Annotated in this window: 15 protein-coding genes and 2 tRNA genes; 7 read left to right on the top strand and 10 right to left on the bottom strand. The window is 45.1% G+C overall.

Going from position 1 to position 16,927, the window contains the following annotated elements; translation table 11 throughout:
- Positions 1 to 6: 6 nt before the first annotated feature.
- The 8 genes from IUA53_RS13180 to IUA53_RS13145 all read right to left on the bottom strand — a co-directional run bounded on the left by IUA53_RS13180 (position 7) and on the right by IUA53_RS13145 (position 6,213).
- Positions 7 to 702 (bottom strand): electron transport complex subunit E, encoded by a 696-nt coding sequence (locus IUA53_RS13180; RefSeq protein WP_044056524.1) that lies wholly within the window; start codon positions 700 to 702, stop codon positions 7 to 9.
- Positions 699 to 1,352 carry an electron transport complex subunit RsxG gene (gene rsxG / locus IUA53_RS13175; protein ID WP_044446632.1) on the bottom strand — a complete coding sequence of 218 codons (654 nt, stop codon included), beginning with the start codon at positions 1,350 to 1,352 and terminating at the stop codon, positions 699 to 701. The genes IUA53_RS13180 and rsxG overlap by 4 nt, the downstream gene beginning before the upstream one ends.
- A gap of 5 nt (positions 1,353 to 1,357) precedes the next feature.
- Positions 1,358 to 2,443 carry an electron transport complex subunit RsxD gene (rsxD, locus tag IUA53_RS13170; RefSeq protein ID WP_044446634.1) on the bottom strand — a complete coding sequence of 362 codons (1,086 nt, stop codon included), beginning with the start codon at positions 2,441 to 2,443 and terminating at the stop codon, positions 1,358 to 1,360.
- The gene (gene rsxC, locus IUA53_RS13165) at positions 2,440 to 4,680 is read right to left on the bottom strand and encodes an electron transport complex subunit RsxC (RefSeq protein ID WP_196897243.1); all 2,241 of its coding nucleotides are present in this window, start codon (positions 4,678 to 4,680) and stop codon (positions 2,440 to 2,442) included. The genes rsxD and rsxC overlap by 4 nt, the downstream gene beginning before the upstream one ends.
- Before the next feature lie 3 nt (positions 4,681 to 4,683).
- Positions 4,684 to 5,253 carry an electron transport complex subunit RsxB gene (rsxB, locus tag IUA53_RS13160; protein WP_044056528.1) on the bottom strand — a complete coding sequence of 190 codons (570 nt, stop codon included), beginning with the start codon at positions 5,251 to 5,253 and terminating at the stop codon, positions 4,684 to 4,686.
- Complete coding sequence (rsxA, locus tag IUA53_RS13155; RefSeq protein ID WP_044056529.1) at positions 5,253 to 5,834, bottom strand: electron transport complex subunit RsxA; 582 nt, start codon at positions 5,832 to 5,834, stop codon at positions 5,253 to 5,255. The genes rsxB and rsxA overlap by 1 nt, the downstream gene beginning before the upstream one ends.
- Positions 5,835 to 6,031: 197 nt before the next feature.
- Positions 6,032 to 6,108: transfer RNA gene (locus IUA53_RS13150), tRNA-Asn, on the bottom strand.
- A 28-nt stretch (positions 6,109 to 6,136) separates the two neighbouring features.
- Positions 6,137 to 6,213: transfer RNA gene (locus IUA53_RS13145), tRNA-Asn, on the bottom strand.
- A 1,183-nt stretch (positions 6,214 to 7,396) separates the two neighbouring features.
- On the opposite strand from IUA53_RS13145, the gene IUA53_RS13140 reads away from it, so the two are divergent.
- The 5 genes from IUA53_RS13140 (at position 7,397) to IUA53_RS13120 (ending at position 12,670) form a co-directional block, all read left to right on the top strand.
- Positions 7,397 to 8,695 (top strand): MATE family efflux transporter, encoded by a 1,299-nt coding sequence (locus tag IUA53_RS13140; protein WP_081869563.1) that lies wholly within the window; start codon positions 7,397 to 7,399, stop codon positions 8,693 to 8,695.
- Positions 8,696 to 8,710: 15 nt separating this feature from the next.
- Entirely contained in the window at positions 8,711 to 10,726 is a 2,016-nt protein-coding gene (uvrB, locus tag IUA53_RS13135) for an excinuclease ABC subunit UvrB (RefSeq protein WP_044446638.1), read from the top strand.
- A gap of 179 nt (positions 10,727 to 10,905) precedes the next feature.
- Complete coding sequence (locus IUA53_RS13130) at positions 10,906 to 11,832, top strand: LysR family transcriptional regulator (RefSeq protein WP_044056531.1); 927 nt, start codon at positions 10,906 to 10,908, stop codon at positions 11,830 to 11,832.
- Positions 11,833 to 11,999: 167 nt separating this feature from the next.
- On the top strand, positions 12,000 to 12,272 hold the full coding sequence (locus IUA53_RS13125) for a hypothetical protein (protein WP_332309689.1): 273 nt from the start codon (positions 12,000 to 12,002) through the stop codon (positions 12,270 to 12,272).
- A complete protein-coding gene (locus IUA53_RS13120) occupies positions 12,269 to 12,670 on the top strand; it encodes a hypothetical protein (protein ID WP_196897242.1) in 402 nt (133 codons plus the stop codon). Before IUA53_RS13125 ends, IUA53_RS13120 begins: the two co-directional genes overlap by 4 nt.
- On the opposite strand, the gene queC is transcribed toward IUA53_RS13120, so the two are convergent.
- Positions 12,667 to 13,329, bottom strand: a complete 663-nt coding sequence (gene queC, locus IUA53_RS13115) for a 7-cyano-7-deazaguanine synthase QueC (protein WP_044056533.1) — start codon at positions 13,327 to 13,329, stop codon at positions 12,667 to 12,669. The two genes, IUA53_RS13120 and queC, sit on opposite strands and share 4 nt — an antisense overlap.
- 117 nt (positions 13,330 to 13,446) lie before the next feature.
- On the opposite strand from queC, the gene queE reads away from it, so the two are divergent.
- Positions 13,447 to 14,097, top strand: a complete 651-nt coding sequence (gene queE / locus IUA53_RS13110; protein ID WP_196899535.1) for a 7-carboxy-7-deazaguanine synthase QueE — start codon at positions 13,447 to 13,449, stop codon at positions 14,095 to 14,097.
- Between the two features lie 49 nt (positions 14,098 to 14,146).
- Positions 14,147 to 15,013 (top strand): amino acid ABC transporter substrate-binding protein, encoded by an 867-nt coding sequence (locus tag IUA53_RS13105; protein ID WP_044446645.1) that lies wholly within the window; start codon positions 14,147 to 14,149, stop codon positions 15,011 to 15,013.
- Positions 15,014 to 15,080: 67 nt separating this feature from the next.
- Here IUA53_RS13105 and asnB read toward each other — a convergent pair whose 3' ends face one another.
- Positions 15,081 to 16,751, bottom strand: a complete 1,671-nt coding sequence (asnB, locus tag IUA53_RS13100; protein WP_044056535.1) for an asparagine synthase B — start codon at positions 16,749 to 16,751, stop codon at positions 15,081 to 15,083.
- Positions 16,752 to 16,927: the final 176 nt, after the last annotated feature.

Below are 16,927 nucleotides of genomic sequence, written 5' to 3'. Positions count from 1 at the left end.
TGAAAATTAAACACTTTCGGCGGTTACACGAACACGTTCGGCTTTTTCTTTTACGGTATGTGTTTTTTCAGCAATGCGTGCGTCAACCATATTTTTTATGGCAATGAGTAACCCCATGCCTAAAAAGGCGCCAGGGGGGAGAATTGCCAGTAAGAATGGATAATCTGTTTCAAAAAACACTAGTGTCCAGTTTTGTGCTACTGGGCCGAAAAGGCGGTCAGCACCCGCGAACAGAGTTCCAGCCCCTAAAATTTCACGCATGCCGCCTAGAACAACCAGTACAAATGTAAAGCCAAGCCCCATTACTAGGCCGTCATAAGCGGCGGGAAGGGGCGTGTTCTTCGACGCAAAGGCTTCTGCTCGACCAATAATGGCGCAGTTCGTCACAATGAGAGGGATAAAAATGCCCAGCGCCAAATAAAGCTCGTAGGTGAAGGCATTCATGAGTAGCTGAATAATCGTTACAAAGGCTGCAATAATCATAACGAAAACTGGGATTCGAATTTCGTTACGTACAATATTTCTCACAAGGGAAACGGTGACATTGCTACCTATGAGTACGAGTAATGTAGCCAAGCCTAGCCCAAGGCCATTGATAAAGGTTGCAGTTACCGCTAAAAGCGGGCACAACCCGAGCAATTGCACTAGTGCCGGGTTATTTTTCCAAATCCCTTGCAGGGTTAGATCGCGATAGTCGTTCATGATGACACCTCACTTGTAGGCGCGGTGGTTAGGCAAGCATTAGGAGCAGAAAACAGTTTGCTTTGCTCCTCAGCGGCAAACAGAAGCGCATTTTTTACTGCACTTACTACGGCTCTAGGGGTGATGGTTGCCCCAGTAAATTGATCAAACTCGCCACCGTCTTTTTTTACTTGCCAGGTTGCTAAGGCATCGGCATTAAATCGTTTTCCAGTAAATTGGGTTATCCAATTGCTTACCGATAATTCTATTTTGTCGCCTAGCCCAGGTGTTTCTTTATGCTCTAGAACCCGTACTCCTAGTACTTTGAGCTGGGTGTCTACGCCAATCACTAATTCAATGTCACCACTGTAGCCATCGGGCGCTGTGGCTTCTAGAACAAGTGCCGAGGGAGCGCCATTTAGCGTGGCACGATATACCCGGTGGGGCAGGGTATTGCCCAGTTGCTTTGATACCACTTCAGTGCAGTCTGCATACATGGCATTGTCATGTAATTTATGGGGGACAACTTCATTAAGCACGCTTAATAATTTACGTGCTTTTTGTTGTTCAATTCGCGGCTCGGTAGCAAAAAATGTCATGGCAATGAGCGCCGTGGTGATTACCGCGAATGTGCCTAACATCAGCCCATTTTTCGCCAGAGTATCTTTCATCTGCGTTAGTCTCCCCGTTGAACCTTGCGAACGCCACGACCATAGGTACGAGGTTTGGTGTAATAATCTATTAGAGGAACGGCCATGTTCATAATAATAACAGCAAATGCAATGGCATCGGGGTAGCCGCCGAAGGTACGTATAATGACCACCCAAAAGCCAATGGCTGCACCGAAAATAATTCGCCCTTTAGGCGTGGTTGAAGCAGACACAGGGTCGGTAGCAATAAAAAATGCCCCTACCATGACCGCCCCATTTAACAGGTGGAAGAGTGGTGATGCAAAGTAATCGCTGTCTACCATGTGAAGCAGCGAGGATAAAATGGCTACCGCTAACATAAGGCTTAATGGAATGTGCCAACTGATGACTTTTAGTCTTACTAGCCAAACGCCCCCTAATAGGTAGGCTAGGCTAACCCAGCCCCATCCGGCACCGGCTGCATCAAAAAAGCCACCTTGAAAAATGGGTTGAGCAAGCGATTCAGAATAAGTTAACCCTTGAGTTAAATTGGTTTTTAATGTGTCCAAGGGAGTGGCCATAGTGACGCCATCGGCAATGGTGCGCAGCTGAGTGACATCGTAGCCGCTGGTGGTATAGCCACTGAAAATTAGCGATACCGAATCTAACAAATTGGGCGTAATGCTGGCATGGGTAACGGGCACTAACCAAAGGCTCATGGCTGCGGGGAAGGAAATGAGTAGCACCACATAGGCAATCATGGCGGGGTTAAATATATTAAAACCTAGCCCGCCATACACGTGCTTTGCGACCACAATAGCAAAAAATACACCTGTTACTGTCATCCACCAAGGCAGTGTAGGGGGAATACTTATGGCAATAAGCAGGCCAGTCACTACCGCTGAATAATCGGTTAATGTGCGCTCGATAGGCCGTTTTCTAAGCCATAGTATAATACCTTCAAACACCGTGGCACTGATGACGGCAAGTAATGCTTGAATGAGTACGCCCCAACCAAAAAAGTACGCCTGCGCCAAAATGCCGGGGATCATGGCATAAACCACCAAGCGCATGACTTGGCCGGTATCACGCTTTACTCTTTGGTGTGGTGAACTAGATAACGATAATTTCATGAATTTTTCTCACGCTCAGCTTTCGCCTTCTTGGCTTTTGCCTTAGCCACAGCCGCTGCAATTCGAGCTTTTTTCTCTGCGGCGGGATCGGATACGTCTTGCTGCTCAGCCTGTTCAGTGGATTGCTCGCTGCTTTGGGAAGAAGGTGTTTTGGTTTCTTCTGCCGTTTCTTGTTGCGTGGCTTTTTTCGCTTTAGCTTTCGCAACGGCAGCGGCAATTCGCGCCTTTTTGCTGTCTGCTTCATCAGTAGACAAACCGGCAGGGGGCCTCGATACGGGTGCGCTTTCTTCTTTAGCGCCGTCGCTAGATGAGTCTGTTTTGTTCTCAGTTGCCGCATCAGACATTGACGCTTTAGCTTGCGCCGCTTTCTTGGCTTTAGCGCGAGCAACGGCGGCGGCTACCCGGGCTTTTTTCTCATCTGCCGCTGATAATTCAGTTTGCTGTGGCGGTGAGTCAGGCGCGTTCGTGGCTGATTCACTCGACGGCGTAGCAGATGTTGTTTCGGCCTGTTGTGCGGCTTTCTTCGCTTTTGCTCGTGCAATAGCGGCAGCAACTTGTGCCTTCTTCGCGTCTTTGGCGTTATCGGTTTCTGTAGACTGGCTTAGGCTTGCTTCATCAGCACTCGCCTGAGCTTGCTGAGCGGCTTTTTTGGCTTTTGCTCGTGCCAATGCCGCTGCTACTTTATCTTTCGCAGCACCGCCTTTAGCGCTCTCAGAACCGCTGCTAGCGGTTGTTGTGGTTTTATTCTTAGTGGCGGCTAAACGTGCCTCTTTTGCCTTACGGTGTTTTTCTTCTCGTTCCCGTTTTTCTCTCGCTAAACGTTCATTGCGTGCTTCAAATCGTTGTTTGGCTTTTTCTGCTTTATTGCGCTCATCTCTTTGCAGTCTAATTTCAGATTTCGCTTGGCGATAATAGTGAACCAACGGGATTTCACTCGGGCATACGTATGCACACGCGCCACATTCAATGCAATCGAATAAATCGTACTCTTCTGCTTTGTCGTATTCTTTTGCTTTCGCGTGCCAAAACATCTGTTGAGGCAATAGTGAAGCGGGGCAGGCATCAGCGCAGGCGCTGCAGCGAATACAGGGCCGTTCTGCGTTATCCGCCACAAGTTCTTTTTTGCTGGGAACTAACAAGCAGTTAGTTGTTTTCACCACCGGAATGGTAGCGTCTGCTAGCGCAAACCCCATCATTGGCCCACCCATAATAACCCGGGGGCTTTTTTGTTTTTTAGGTTGGTATTTGGCGGCATCAAGTAAGTGAGAGACTGGCGTACCTAGCAATACGCGGAAATTTCGCGCATGTTCTACTGCGTCGCCTGTCACGGTAACAATTCTTTCAATCAAGGGCTTACCGTGCAATATGGCATCGGCAATAGCATAACATGTGCCTACGTTAAACATGATTACCCCTACATCGGCAGGTAAACCATTACGTGGAACTTCGCGCCCGGTGAGAACTTGAATAAGCTGTTTTTCACCGCCAGCGGGGTACTTGGTTTCTATTGGTACAACCCGATATTCTTGTTTATCTTGGCAGGCAATATTTAACGCCTCAATGGCCTGAGGTTTATTGTCCTCAACCGCGATAATAATAGCTTTTGGTGAAACAAGGTGATTGAGAATATCTAGACCTTGTCTAATTTGCCAGGCGTGTTCACGCATTAGCCTATCATCAGAGGTGATGTAGGGTTCGCACTCCACACCATTAATCACTAAGAATTCGACGGGTTTACTGTTTGCGGTTTTTATATGGGTAGGGAAACCTGCTCCACCCATGCCAGCGACACCGGCCTGGCAGATTGCTTCAATAACCTGGCTTTTATCACGCTGCTGATAATCCATTAATGGCGTGAGTTCTCCCCATGTATCCTTGCCATCAGGTTTTATACTCACACACATTTCGGTTAGCCCACTTGGGTGAGCGACTACGTGAGGGGCAATGGCAATGATCTCGCCTGAGGTAGGTGCATGTACCGGCACAGAGTAGGGCGATGTGGTGGTGGATATCGGTTGCCCTTTGAAAACATAATCACCCACGCTAACGCAGCATTGCCCTTCAGAGCCTACATGTTGGCGCAAAGGCAGCACTAGGATATCAGGCATTGGAGCCGTGGCGATTGATTCTGTATTAGACAGCGATTTTTTGTCGTCAGGGTGCACACCACCAGGGAAAGAAAATAGCTTTCCCGCGTTTAATGACTCGATGATGTGGTCAAAACTTGGATACTTCAACGCTCAAGACACCATTTTAATTGGAATATCACCCTTGGGTGATGAAGAAAAGTCCCATTTCCATGTAGCAGTTGTCTCTGTTACTGGAACCATGTCTATACAATCTACAGGGCAGGGATCTACACATAAATCGCACCCTGTACATTCTTCTGCAATTACCGTGTGCATGTGTTTGGCTGCGCCAAGTATGGCATCTACGGGGCAGGCCTGAATGCATTTAGTGCAGCCTATACATTCATCTTCTCTTATAAAGGCTACTTTCTTGACGTCTTCTTCGCCGTGGGCATCGTCTAGAGGCTTGGGTTCAACGCCCATTAAGTCGGCTAATTTTTTAATTGTCGACTCGCCACCGGGAGGACATTTGTTAATTTCATCGCCATTGGCAATGGCTTCAGCATAAGGACGACAACCGGGGTAGCCACATTGGCCACATTGGGTTTGCGGAAGCACTTCGTCAATCTGATCGACTAAGGGGTCGGCATCTACCTTAAAGCGAATACTGGCATAGCCTAAAATAAGCCCAAAAAGTAGCGCCAGTGCGCCCAACGCGATAACGGCATAGGTAATGGTCATTATATTTTCACCAATCCACTAAAGCCCATGAACGCGAGAGACATCAAGCCCGCTGTAATCATCGCAATAGACGCCCCTTTAAAGGCCACGGGCACATCGGCTGCGGCCAAACGTTCTCGCATAGCGGCAAATAAAACAAGAACAAGAGAAAAACCTACAGCAGCACCAAAGCCGTAAATTAGGCTTTCAATAAAAGTGTGTTGTTCAGTTAAGTTCAATAATGCAACACCAAGTACCGCACAATTTGTCGTAATGAGGGGAAGGAAAATGCCCAGAAGGCGATAAAGGGTAGGGCTGGTTTTGTGAACCACCATTTCTGTAAATTGTACCACAACAGCAATAACCAGAATGAAGGCTAATGTGCGCAAATAGCCAATACCCAAGGGTGCTAATAAATAGGTTTCTACGAGGTAACTGGTTGCTGAGGCAAGCGTCAGTACAAAGGTTGTCGCCATAGACATACCCATAGCGGTTTCTAGTTTGCTGGACACACCCATAAACGGGCATAAGCCTAGAAACTTAACCAGAACAAAATTGTTTACTAATACTGTGCCTATAAGAAGCAATAAAAAATCAGTCATGAAAATAACAATTCCCGTTTAAGGGCGTGATGGGCGTTGCCCATTTATGAATTCAAAATTTTGGCGGCTATTATCGCCTTTTAAGGGCAGATTAACAACTTGATTGAATTAGGGTTATTTAATGTCTTTATTCGTAAATTTCGAAGGAAATCTTAAAAAGGTCTTGCTGGGAGATTATCGCGTATGAGCCAACTAAGTGGCTCCCCCTCCCCGACTCGAACGGGGGACCTGCGGATTAACAGTCCGTCGCTCTAACCAACTGAGCTAAGGGGGAATCGACACCTAAGTTGTTGATGAAAAGTTGGCTCCCCCTCCCCGACTCGAACGGGGGACCTGCGGATTAACAGTCCGTCGCTCTAACCAACTGAGCTAAGGGGGACCTGCTTTTCAACGGAGGCGAATATTAAAGAGGTACTCGGTTGCTGTCAACAACCTTCCGCATTTTTTTGTGCTAAGTGGACAAAAAATAGCTTTTTAGCGCTTTTGTGCTTAATTAAGCACCAAATGCCGAAAAATAATGGTTATTTATTGAGCCATTGGCGTCACCCACTGAAATAGTAGGCACAGACGTCGATGCCATTTTTTTCTAAGTAAGGGATTTTATTTCCTATCCCGATTATAAAACATCTATAACAAAATAGAATAACAAAAGCTTTGATTACTGAGTGTATATACAGTATTTAATAAATGTGTAACCTGTACGTAAGTATCGCAAGGTTAGTTGTTACTTACCTTACCAAAATCATTTGTCACAAAAAGTAGCGTGGTTACTGGCTTGTAGCTACTTATCCACTAAATCTGTGGATAAGTGTGTTGATAGATGTTTTTTGCCGCCACATGAACACTGATCATGTGGAGTATGATCAATAGCTATTGGTGTTAATTATTTTGTTATTTACATATAAAATAGTCACTTAGGTGTTTTTAATTGATCTGCCTAGATGATCTTTTTAGATCTAGTGGACAAAAAATATCTTGTGTGTTAAATCGCCGAATGCACACTTGGTGAACGATTTTTGCGGTCGCCGCGAAGTGGAATTTACAAATGTTTAACAATCATTGCGTAAAATCAATAAATTACAAATAGCGCTTTCTAAAATACGTGGTGACTTATAAACGACATCTAGATGTCACAAATTTGTCACGGAGCCGAAAGCGTTGGTTAACTATCCCATGGAGTAAACTAGCAGGACTTCGACTGCAAAAACGATCATTTACACGGGTTTCGTTTAATAATTAGACGAAAGTTTAAAAAACACCCCTGCTTTCGTCAAATCGGGTAGGGAGTGAGATGGCCTTCTCTCATTTTAGAAGCTTGGTCGATTTATCGTAGCTTATTAAGAGTGCGTCCCTTAGACTTATGCTCTTTGATTCTTGGAATCGGTAAAATCAATATGCTGCTACCGAGAACGGTGAAGCCCAAAACGTGAGTAGTGGGCTTAACACTACATTTAAAACCTATAACACTGAGAGGGCTCGTGAGTAAAAACACGTCTGCTGGCAAAACATCCAGTTTAATTGAAGGTGATATCAGTTCCACATTGAAGCGCATGACCATTCCAATGATTCTGGGCATGATCATGATGATGAGCTTCGGGTTGATAGATACCTTTTTTGTCAGCTTACTGGGCACTGAGCAACTTGCCGCTATTAGTTTTACTTTCCCTGTGACGTTCACCGTGATTAGTCTTAACATTGGTCTGGGCATTGGCACATCTGCCATTATTGGCAGACTACAGGGTAGCAATGATTTAACCTTATCCCAGCATTATGCTACCGGTTCACTCATGTTATCCGCCATATTGGTTGGAAGCTTGGCTTGCGTGGGTTATTTCACGATCGAGCTCGTTTTCTCTATGTTAAACGCCCCAGTTTTATTGATGCCTTATATTTATGACTATATGGGGCTGTGGTATCTCTCTAGCGTTTTTCTCTCGCTACCTATGGTTGGCAATAGTGTACTTCGGGCGTGTGGTGACACGCGTACGCCAAGTGTTGTAATGGCAAGCGTAGGCGGTATTAACGCTATTCTTGACCCTGTCTTTATTTTTGGCTTTGGTCCGGTACCGGCCATGGGCATTCAAGGTGCCGCATTAGCCACCCTGCTAGCGTGGTGTGTGGGCGCGTTTTGGATCCTGTATCTGTTAGCGGTGCAACGTAAATTAATGTTACCTAGGCTGTTGTCTTTTACTGAGTTAAAGGCCAGTAGCAGTGAAATACTGCGTATTGGCCTTCCTGCAGCGGGAGCCAATATGTTAACCCCAATAGCCGGTGGAGTGATGACAGCGGTTGTCGCTGCTTATGGACCCGCCGCAGTGGCTGCGTGGGGCGTAGGGAACCGGTTGGAGTCTATTGCCAGTATTCTTGTATTAGCATTGTCTATGACGCTTCCTCCGTTCATAAGCCAAAATGTTGGGGCAAATAAAATAGACCGGGTGAAACGCGCTTATTCGTTAACTCTCAAATTTGTGCTTTTTTGGCAATTCACCGTATTCGTCATTATGTGGGTGTTGTCCACGTGGATAGGCGCTGCGTTTGCGAAAGAACCCGAAGTGTCAGCACTTATTCAGTTATTTCTTATGATAGTGCCGCTAGGCTATGGCATGCAGGGTATTATCATACTTACCAACTCTTCGCTAAATGCAATGCATCGGCCTATGAGCGCGCTAGCATTAAGTGTGATCCGATTATTTGTATTTTTCGTCCCAATAAGTGTAGCCGCGAGTTATTTGTATGGCTTAAAGGGGCTGTTCTGGGGAACAGTTATTGCAAACATCGCAATGGCATGTGTGTCGGTGGTGGTGTTTCAACGAGCAATCACGCAATTCGATGCTAGCGACGTACACAATGAACGCAAGTAAAAAAGGTAGTGTTTAATGAGTAAAGGATTTGAACTTCATTCAAATTACAAGCCAGCAGGCGATCAACCCAACGCTATAGCTACCCTTGTGGATGGGCTAGAGAGTGGGTTAGCCGCGCAAACCCTATTGGGCGTTACTGGCTCAGGAAAAACCTTTACTATGGCAAACGTGATTAGTGAAGTGCAACGTCCTACCTTAATTTTGGCGCACAATAAAACCCTTGCTGCGCAATTGTATGGCGAAATGAAAGAGTTCTTCCCTAACAATGCGGTAGAGTACTTTGTTTCTTATTACGATTATTATCAGCCGGAAGCCTACGTTCCTAGTACAGATACCTTCATTGAGAAAGATGCCTCAATTAACGACCACATTGAGCAAATGCGATTATCTGCGACTAAGGCGCTGATGGAGCGCCGGGATGTCGTAATTGTGGCAAGTGTGTCTGCAATATATGGTTTGGGCGACCCTGAATCCTATATGAAAATGCTGCTCCATTTGCGCCAAGGCGACACCATGGATCAACGGGACATATTACGTCGTCTTGCTGAATTACAATATAAACGCAACGATTTAGCTTTTGAGCGAGGCACATTTCGCGTGCGTGGCGATGTTATAGATATTTTTCCCGCCGATGCAGAAAAGCAAGCGGTTCGGGTTGAGCTGTTTGATGATGAAATAGATAAAATAAGCCTTTTCGACCCGCTTACCGGCGCGGTCGATAAATCGGTTATCCGGGCAACGGTGTTTCCGAAAACCCACTATGTTACACCTCGAGAAAAGATTCTCGATGCTATCGAGCGTATTAAAGGTGAGCTAAAAGAACGTAAAACTCAGTTGCAACAGGCAAACAAATTACTGGAAGAGCAACGTATCTCTCAGCGTACACAGTTTGATATCGAAATGATGATGGAGTTGGGGTACTGCTCTGGGATAGAAAACTATTCTCGTTACCTTTCTGGTCGGGCGCCAGGCGAGCCACCGCCAACCTTATTAGATTATTTCCCAGCGGATGGCTTAATGTTTATAGATGAATCTCACGTTACCGTATCGCAAGTGGGAGCCATGTACAAAGGGGATAGATCCCGCAAAGAAACCTTAGTTGAATTTGGATTTCGTCTTCCATCAGCGTTAGATAATCGCCCGCTTAAATTCGACGAATTTGAACAAATATGCCCTCAAACTATTTATGTGTCGGCAACGCCAGGCGAATATGAATTGAATAAAACGCAGGGCGATATTGTAGAGCAAGTTGTTCGTCCTACGGGCTTACTGGATCCTGAAATTGAAGTTCGCCCTGTTGCTACTCAGGTTGACGACGTGCTTTCTGAGATTCAAAAGCGGGTGAAAGTTGATGAAAGGGTATTGATTACCACGCTGACTAAGCGAATGGCAGAAGATTTAAGCGAATACCTTAACGAACACGGTGTGAAAGTCAGGTACTTGCACTCAGACATTGATACCGTGGAACGTATCGAGATTATTCGAGACTTACGGATTGGTAAGTTTGATGTGCTCGTGGGAATTAACCTGTTACGAGAAGGCCTTGATATGCCAGAGGTGTCTTTGGTTGCAATATTAGATGCCGATAAAGAAGGTTTCCTACGCGCAGAGCGTTCACTCATTCAAACAATCGGTCGGGCCGCCAGACACATTAATGGCCGAGCCATTTTGTATGCCGATTCTATTACTAAATCTATGCGTAAAGCCATGGACGAAACCGGGCGTCGTCGTCAGAAGCAAATCGAACATAATACGGCGAACAACATTACCCCTATGCGTTTGAATAAGCCTATTACCGATATTATGGATTTAGGCGAGGGCGCTCACCCTGCGTCTGGAAAGGTGCGGCTACGCAAAGTTGAAGAGAAGAAAAAACAACAAAAAGCGGCCAGTGCTACCGACCTTATGGATCAGATTGCAGAGCTGGAAAAGCAAATGTTCAATTATGCCCGAGAGCTTGAATTTGAGAAGGCGGCATCCTTACGGGATGACATTGAAGCGTTAAGAAAACAAGTTGTGGCCCTCTCTTAACCTCTAACTGCTTATACTAAAGTTTTAGTATGAGGTGAGATAACCACAATATTGGCCAATAAGCGAAATTTTTACTGTAAATTACGGTAGAAAGGCTAATTTTATCGTTGTAATAAAAGGACGACTTGCATATAGTCACTTATTGAGTATCTATAACTATACCTAAAACGGGTGACTCTATGCTAAACCGTCTACAGGAATCGGATATAAAGCTACTTCGCGTGTTCTACGCAGTAGCAAGCTGCAACGGATTTACTGCGGCAGAACCAGTGTTGCGTATGCAGCGTCCCAACATAAGTGCTGCCATTAAAAAGTTGGAAGAGCGTCTTGATCTTGTTCTTTGTCATCGAGGCAGAGGCGGTTTTCAAATGACGAAAGAAGGCGAAGTTGTATTCCAAGAAACAAAACGTATCTTCAACGCCTTCGATAACTTTGTATTTAATTTAAAATCACTTCACGATGATTACTCAGGGCACATTACGTTAGTGTTAATGGCTGGCTTACCGCTATCTATGCACTTAGCTGTAAGTAAAGCGGTTAAAAGTACAATGAAAAAGTTTGATGATATTCATGTGAATATCCAAACCCGCTTGTACAATGAAGTTGAGCATGTGGCGTTATCAGGTGAATGTCACTTGGTTGTTTCTACCTATGATATGGTAAAACCTGAGTCGGTTACCTTCCACCCAATCGGTATTGCTACCGAAGGGCGACTTTATTGTGCGCCTACTCATCCGTTAGCCAAATACCGTGATTGTGAATTACCCGACAACGTGAATATTGAGGACTACCCTGCGATTGGTATTTCAGGCTTATCGTCAGCCAATTATATTGAAGATGAATCACGTTTAGCCATTCAAACATTTTCAGACTCTTTTGATGCAGCCATGTCGGCCATTATGACTGGCGAATATGTTGGTTTATTACCAGACTACATGGCTAAAGAGCAGGGCGCGGCACTCGGGCTGGTGCCTATTGCCAACGGCAGTTTGTTTAACTTCAGCCATAATCTATTTGTTATCAACGGAAAAAATACTCGTCTTAACCCTGTATTAAGGCACTGTATTAAAGAACTTACTTACTTTATTGCGGAAAGCCAAAAGTAGGCCTTCCCCCATTTTCTCAGCGAGAATGTATGCCATAATGAATGCCCTAATCGATAGGGCATTTTTATTGGGTAAACGCTATTTTTTTCATAAGTAAATTGTTCGCTTTTTTCTTTGGCGCGTTTAGTTGTTTCGCGCTCCATACCCTGCTGCAAGTCCCAGTAGTATTGGCAGCGGCAATAGTTGGGTTAGCAGGTAGCTTTTGGAATTTCCCAGCATCATATGAACATCACCCACAAGCGGCCATTTACGCGGGAGCCTTTGCTGGCATGTGCTCGGGAAACTACATTGAATCGTGGTGGTTACTTGCACTTATCTGTGTGCTTGGCGCTAGTTTTTATACGGTTACCCGTGGCTTGTTTACCGGCTTTGGAGGTCGGCTAGGTGCAATTGCTTTCGTGGCGGTGGCTGGTGGTTTGGTCGTAAGGGACTTTCTATGACGGTGATCCTAATATTTGCCTCTTCGTTGCTTGGTGCATGGTTAACCTATTTCCTTTCACATCACGCTAAGTTTACACCTGTTCGCGCTTCTAGTTTGCTCACGTTATTGTTCTATTGCGTACTGTATTTATTGGGTGTAGCTCCGGATATGTGGGCTGCGGCATTTTTTGGTGGAAGTTTTGTAGGAATGAGCGCGCCTCACCGATTTGGAATGATGGCTGTTACTGTGGCAGGTAGCCTGTTTGCTGCCTGTTACGAGGTATTATTGCCGTTTATCGCTGGTGTGGGCGGCGCGCTAGGGGTGAGTGCGTTTCTTTCTGTCGCCGCGGTACATTTACTCACACGGCTACTTGCTAAGATGAAGGCGAAAGAAAGCCCCTCACAAAGCACACGTTAGTGTGCTTCATACTCAAGGGGGTCGGTTGCATTGTTGTCGCGAAAGGCTTCTAAGCGCTCTTCACAGGCACCACATTTTCCACAAGCTTTCTCTCGCCCATTGTAGCAGGTCCAAGTTAGCCCATAATCTAAGCCCATTTTCAGTCCATCGGTAAGAATATCGGTTTTACTCACTTTTAAATAAGGGCTAACAATGTCTACCGGGGTGTAGTTGGCAATGTGACAAACATCATTCATTTTTTCAACAAACTCTGGTCGGCAGTCCGGGTAAATAGCGTGGTCGCCAGAATGCGCGCCATAGTACACTTCATTTGCTTCTAAGCTCACCGCGTAACCCACCGCCAATGAAAGTAAAATCATGTTCCTATTGGGTACCACAGTTTGCTTCATGCTAGGTTCTTCGTAGTGGCCTTCAGGCACTTCAATATCTGAGGTTAACGACGAACCGCCAATTAAGGTGTTAATGGCGCTGATGTCCACCACTTTGTGAGGAATGTTTAAAGACCGACATACGTTTGCGGCGTAATCGAGTTCCTTTTTATGACGCTGTCCGTAGTCGAACGATAATGCGTTTACTTTTTTTCCATCTCTTATGGCTTTGTGTAAGACGGTGAAGGAATCCATCCCGCCTGAATAGATAACAACGACGTTTTCTGACATAGTTTTTAAAATTTAAGAAATTATACCCGAATTTTATGTGATCCTTGGTAAAATCCCAACATACAATTGTAAAAGGGCTAAATTTTGTCGACATCTATCACACTCAGCATTAATGAAATGTTTGAAACCATTCAGGGCGAAGGGGCGCATACGGGGATCCCGTCTATTTTTGTTCGCTTGCAAGGATGTCCGGTTGGTTGTCCGTGGTGTGATACAAAACATACATGGACGCTGGATGATGCTCTGGTAACTACAGCGCAAGCCGTCATTGCAAAAAATGAAGAGTCAGAGCATTACTTTGACGTCAACGAAAATGAATTGTTAGCCTTGTTTGAAGCGCAAGGTTATGTGGCGAAGCATGTGGTTATTACAGGGGGGGAGCCTTGTATGTACGATTTAATCCCACTCACCGAGTTATTGCATAACCGTGGCTATACCACACAAATTGAAACCAGCGGTACGTTTGAAGTGCGTTGTGACCCACGTACATACGTCACTGTGTCGCCCAAAATTAATATGAAAGGGGGCATGGAAGTATTGGTAAGCGCGCTAGAGCGGGCCAACGAAATTAAACACCCCATTGCAATGCAAAAGCATATTGATGAACTTGATATCCTGCTAGAAAAAGTGTCATCCCTAGACGATAAACAAGTGTGTTTACAACCCATCAGCCAACAGGCACGTGCCACCGAGTTAGCCGTCAAAACCTGTATTTCCCGTAATTGGCGTCTATCATTACAGACGCACAAATATATCGGTATTGAATAATAAACATGCTAAGTACTGAATTAATGTTGGATTTAAGGGAGCGGTGTTCATGAAATGTATTTTCACGCTGTTGATGACTTTTTGGGGCTTACTTTTATCGCCTGTTGCAGACGCTGCATTGTGGACAATTACCTACCCGCGCCCCATTGACGATACAGATGCGCGTACCGAGTACCCTATTGCGTTACTTAAGCTGGCCCTAGAAAAAACAGGTGTTAATTACGAGTTGCTACCCTCAGACCGAATTTTGCTTACCGGCAAAGCACTTCGGCAGTTAAGGGAAAATCGCGAAGTGAATGTTGTTTGGAGTATGACTGATACTCAGCGAGAAAAGGATTTGCTCCCTATCCGTATCCCCATTGCCAAAGGGTTAATTGGTATGCGGGTGTTCGTGATTAACGAAGAGAAAAAAGACAAATTCGCACAGGTTAAGTCGAAAGGCGACTTATTGAAGCTTACTCCTTTGCAAGGAGAAGAATGGCCAGATACGAAAATATTGCAAGCAAACGGTTTTAACGTTTTTACGGTGCCAGAATTTAAACAAGCTTACGCGCTGTTATTGCAGGGGAAAGGCGACTTTTTTCCACGCTCGGTGATTGAAATAACAGCTGAAATGGAAACGGCAGGGAGGGGGTCTGTTCTGCAAGTTGAACCCGACATGGCGCTCTATTACCCCACTGCCATGTATTACTTTGTGAGCAAAAGTAACCCCACGTTAGCAAGGTTAATTGAAACGGGATTAGAGCGAGCTATAGCCGATGGTTCTTTTGATGATTTGTTTCTTTCTACCCACAAAACGTTACTTGAATCTTTAAATATGGATTCTCGACGAATATATACGTTGGAAAATCCATTACTCCCACCGAACACGCCGGTGGGAAATAAGCAATTGTGGTACTCGGTGGTCACGCCATAACATTAAGCGAGTATAAAAAAACAGGCCGCATAGCGGCCTGTTTTCATTGGTCATACGAAGGGGGGTATTAAGACTCGCCTGCGTGAACGTCTTTCATTGAACGACCCGATGGGTCTGCATTGTTCTTGAAGCTTTCATCCCATTCCAGTGCTTCTACGGTACTACAGGCGATAGATTTACCACCTGGCACACATTTGGCCGCACTTTCTTGTGGGAAATATCCTTCAAAAATGGTGCGGTAGTAATACCCTTCTTTGGTATCTGGCGTATTTACTGGGAAGCGGAATTCTGCGGTAGCGAGTTGTTGATCGCTCACTTCGCCTTCAACAAACTCTCTTATTGAATCAATCCAAGAGTAACCCACACCATCACCAAACTGCTCTTTTTGACGCCATAACACTTCTGCTGGCAAGGTATCACCGTTATCAAATGCTTTACGTAAAATCCATTTTTCCATTTTCCCGTCTAGACACATTTTGTCTTGAGGGTTAAGGCGCATAGCAACGTCAATAAAGTTCTTATCTAAGAAAGGCACACGGGCTTCCACACCCCAAGCAGAAGTCGCTTTGTTCGCCCGGGCGCAATCAAACATATGAAGGCGATCGAGTTTACGCACTGTCTCTTCATGGAACTCTTTTGCGTTAGGTGCTTTGTGGAAGTACAAGTAACCACCAAAGATTTCATCCGCACCTTCTCCTGACAACACCATTTTAATGCCCATCGCTTTTATTTTGCGGGTCATCAAATACATTGGCGTTGCCGCGCGGATAGTCGTGGTATCGTAAGTTTCCAAGTGGAAAATTACGTCACGGATGGCATCAAGACCTTCTTGAATAGTGAAGTTGATTTCATGGTGAACGGTACCAATCATGTCAGCGACTTTTTTCGCTGCTTTAAGATCTGGCGCACCTTCTAAACCTACCGCGAAGCTATGCAAGCGAGGCCACCATGCATCAGTTTTATCTTCGTCTTCTACGCGCTTAGCCACATATTTTGCGGCAACTGCTGACACCAATGAAGAATCTAATCCACCAGACAGTAACACGGCATAGGGAACATCAGACATCATGTGCGACTTCACTGCTTTTTCAAACGCCACACGTAAATCTTCTAAGTTGGTGGTGTTATCTTTTACCGCGTCATATTCCATCCAGTCGCGTTTGTAGTACTTGGTGACTTTGCCTTCTTTGCTCCATAAGTAATGACCTGGAGGGAACTCGCTGATGGTCTTACACATAGGTGCGAGCGCTTTCATTTCAGACGCTACATAGAAGTTACCGTGTTCATCATACCCCGTGTATAACGGGATGATGCCAATATGGTCACGTGCAATTAAATACGCATCTTGTGTTTCATCGTAAAGAACGAATGAAAACATGCCTTCCAACTCATCAATAAACTCAATGCCTTTTTGTTGGAATAACGGCAAAATAACTTCGCAATCAGAGCGTGTTTTGAACGGGTAAGGCTGTGCTAAATTTTCAGCAAGTTGCTTGTGGTTATAAATTTCACCATTCACGGCTAATACTTGGTTGCCATCTTGGCTTATTAATGGCTGAGCACCAGTATCAACGTCTACAATAGCCAGTCTTTCGTGACAAAGAATGGTATTGTCATTATTCCAGATACCCGACCAGTCAGGGCCACGGTGGCGCAGAAGTTTGGATAAATCGAGGGCTTGGGTTCTGAGTTCAGACACGTCGGTTTTGATATCAAGGATACCGAAAATACCACACATAAAACGGATTCTCTCTGTTCACTTGTTGAAAAATTAATGAAGTTTTCTGTCGGGTACTCGTTTAGAGCATGCGAAGGTTTTTGCTTTTATTTTATCTTCTTATTCGCTTGCCCTTGAATGTGCCAGTCTGACAGGAAATTGCAAGCACATTATGATGAGAAAATGGAAATTATTAT

This window comes from Alteromonas sp. B31-7, assembly GCF_015767655.1.
GTDB classification, from domain to species: Bacteria; Pseudomonadota; Gammaproteobacteria; order Enterobacterales; family Alteromonadaceae; genus Alteromonas; species Alteromonas australica.
This window is presented reverse-complemented; position numbering and strand designations above follow the sequence as displayed.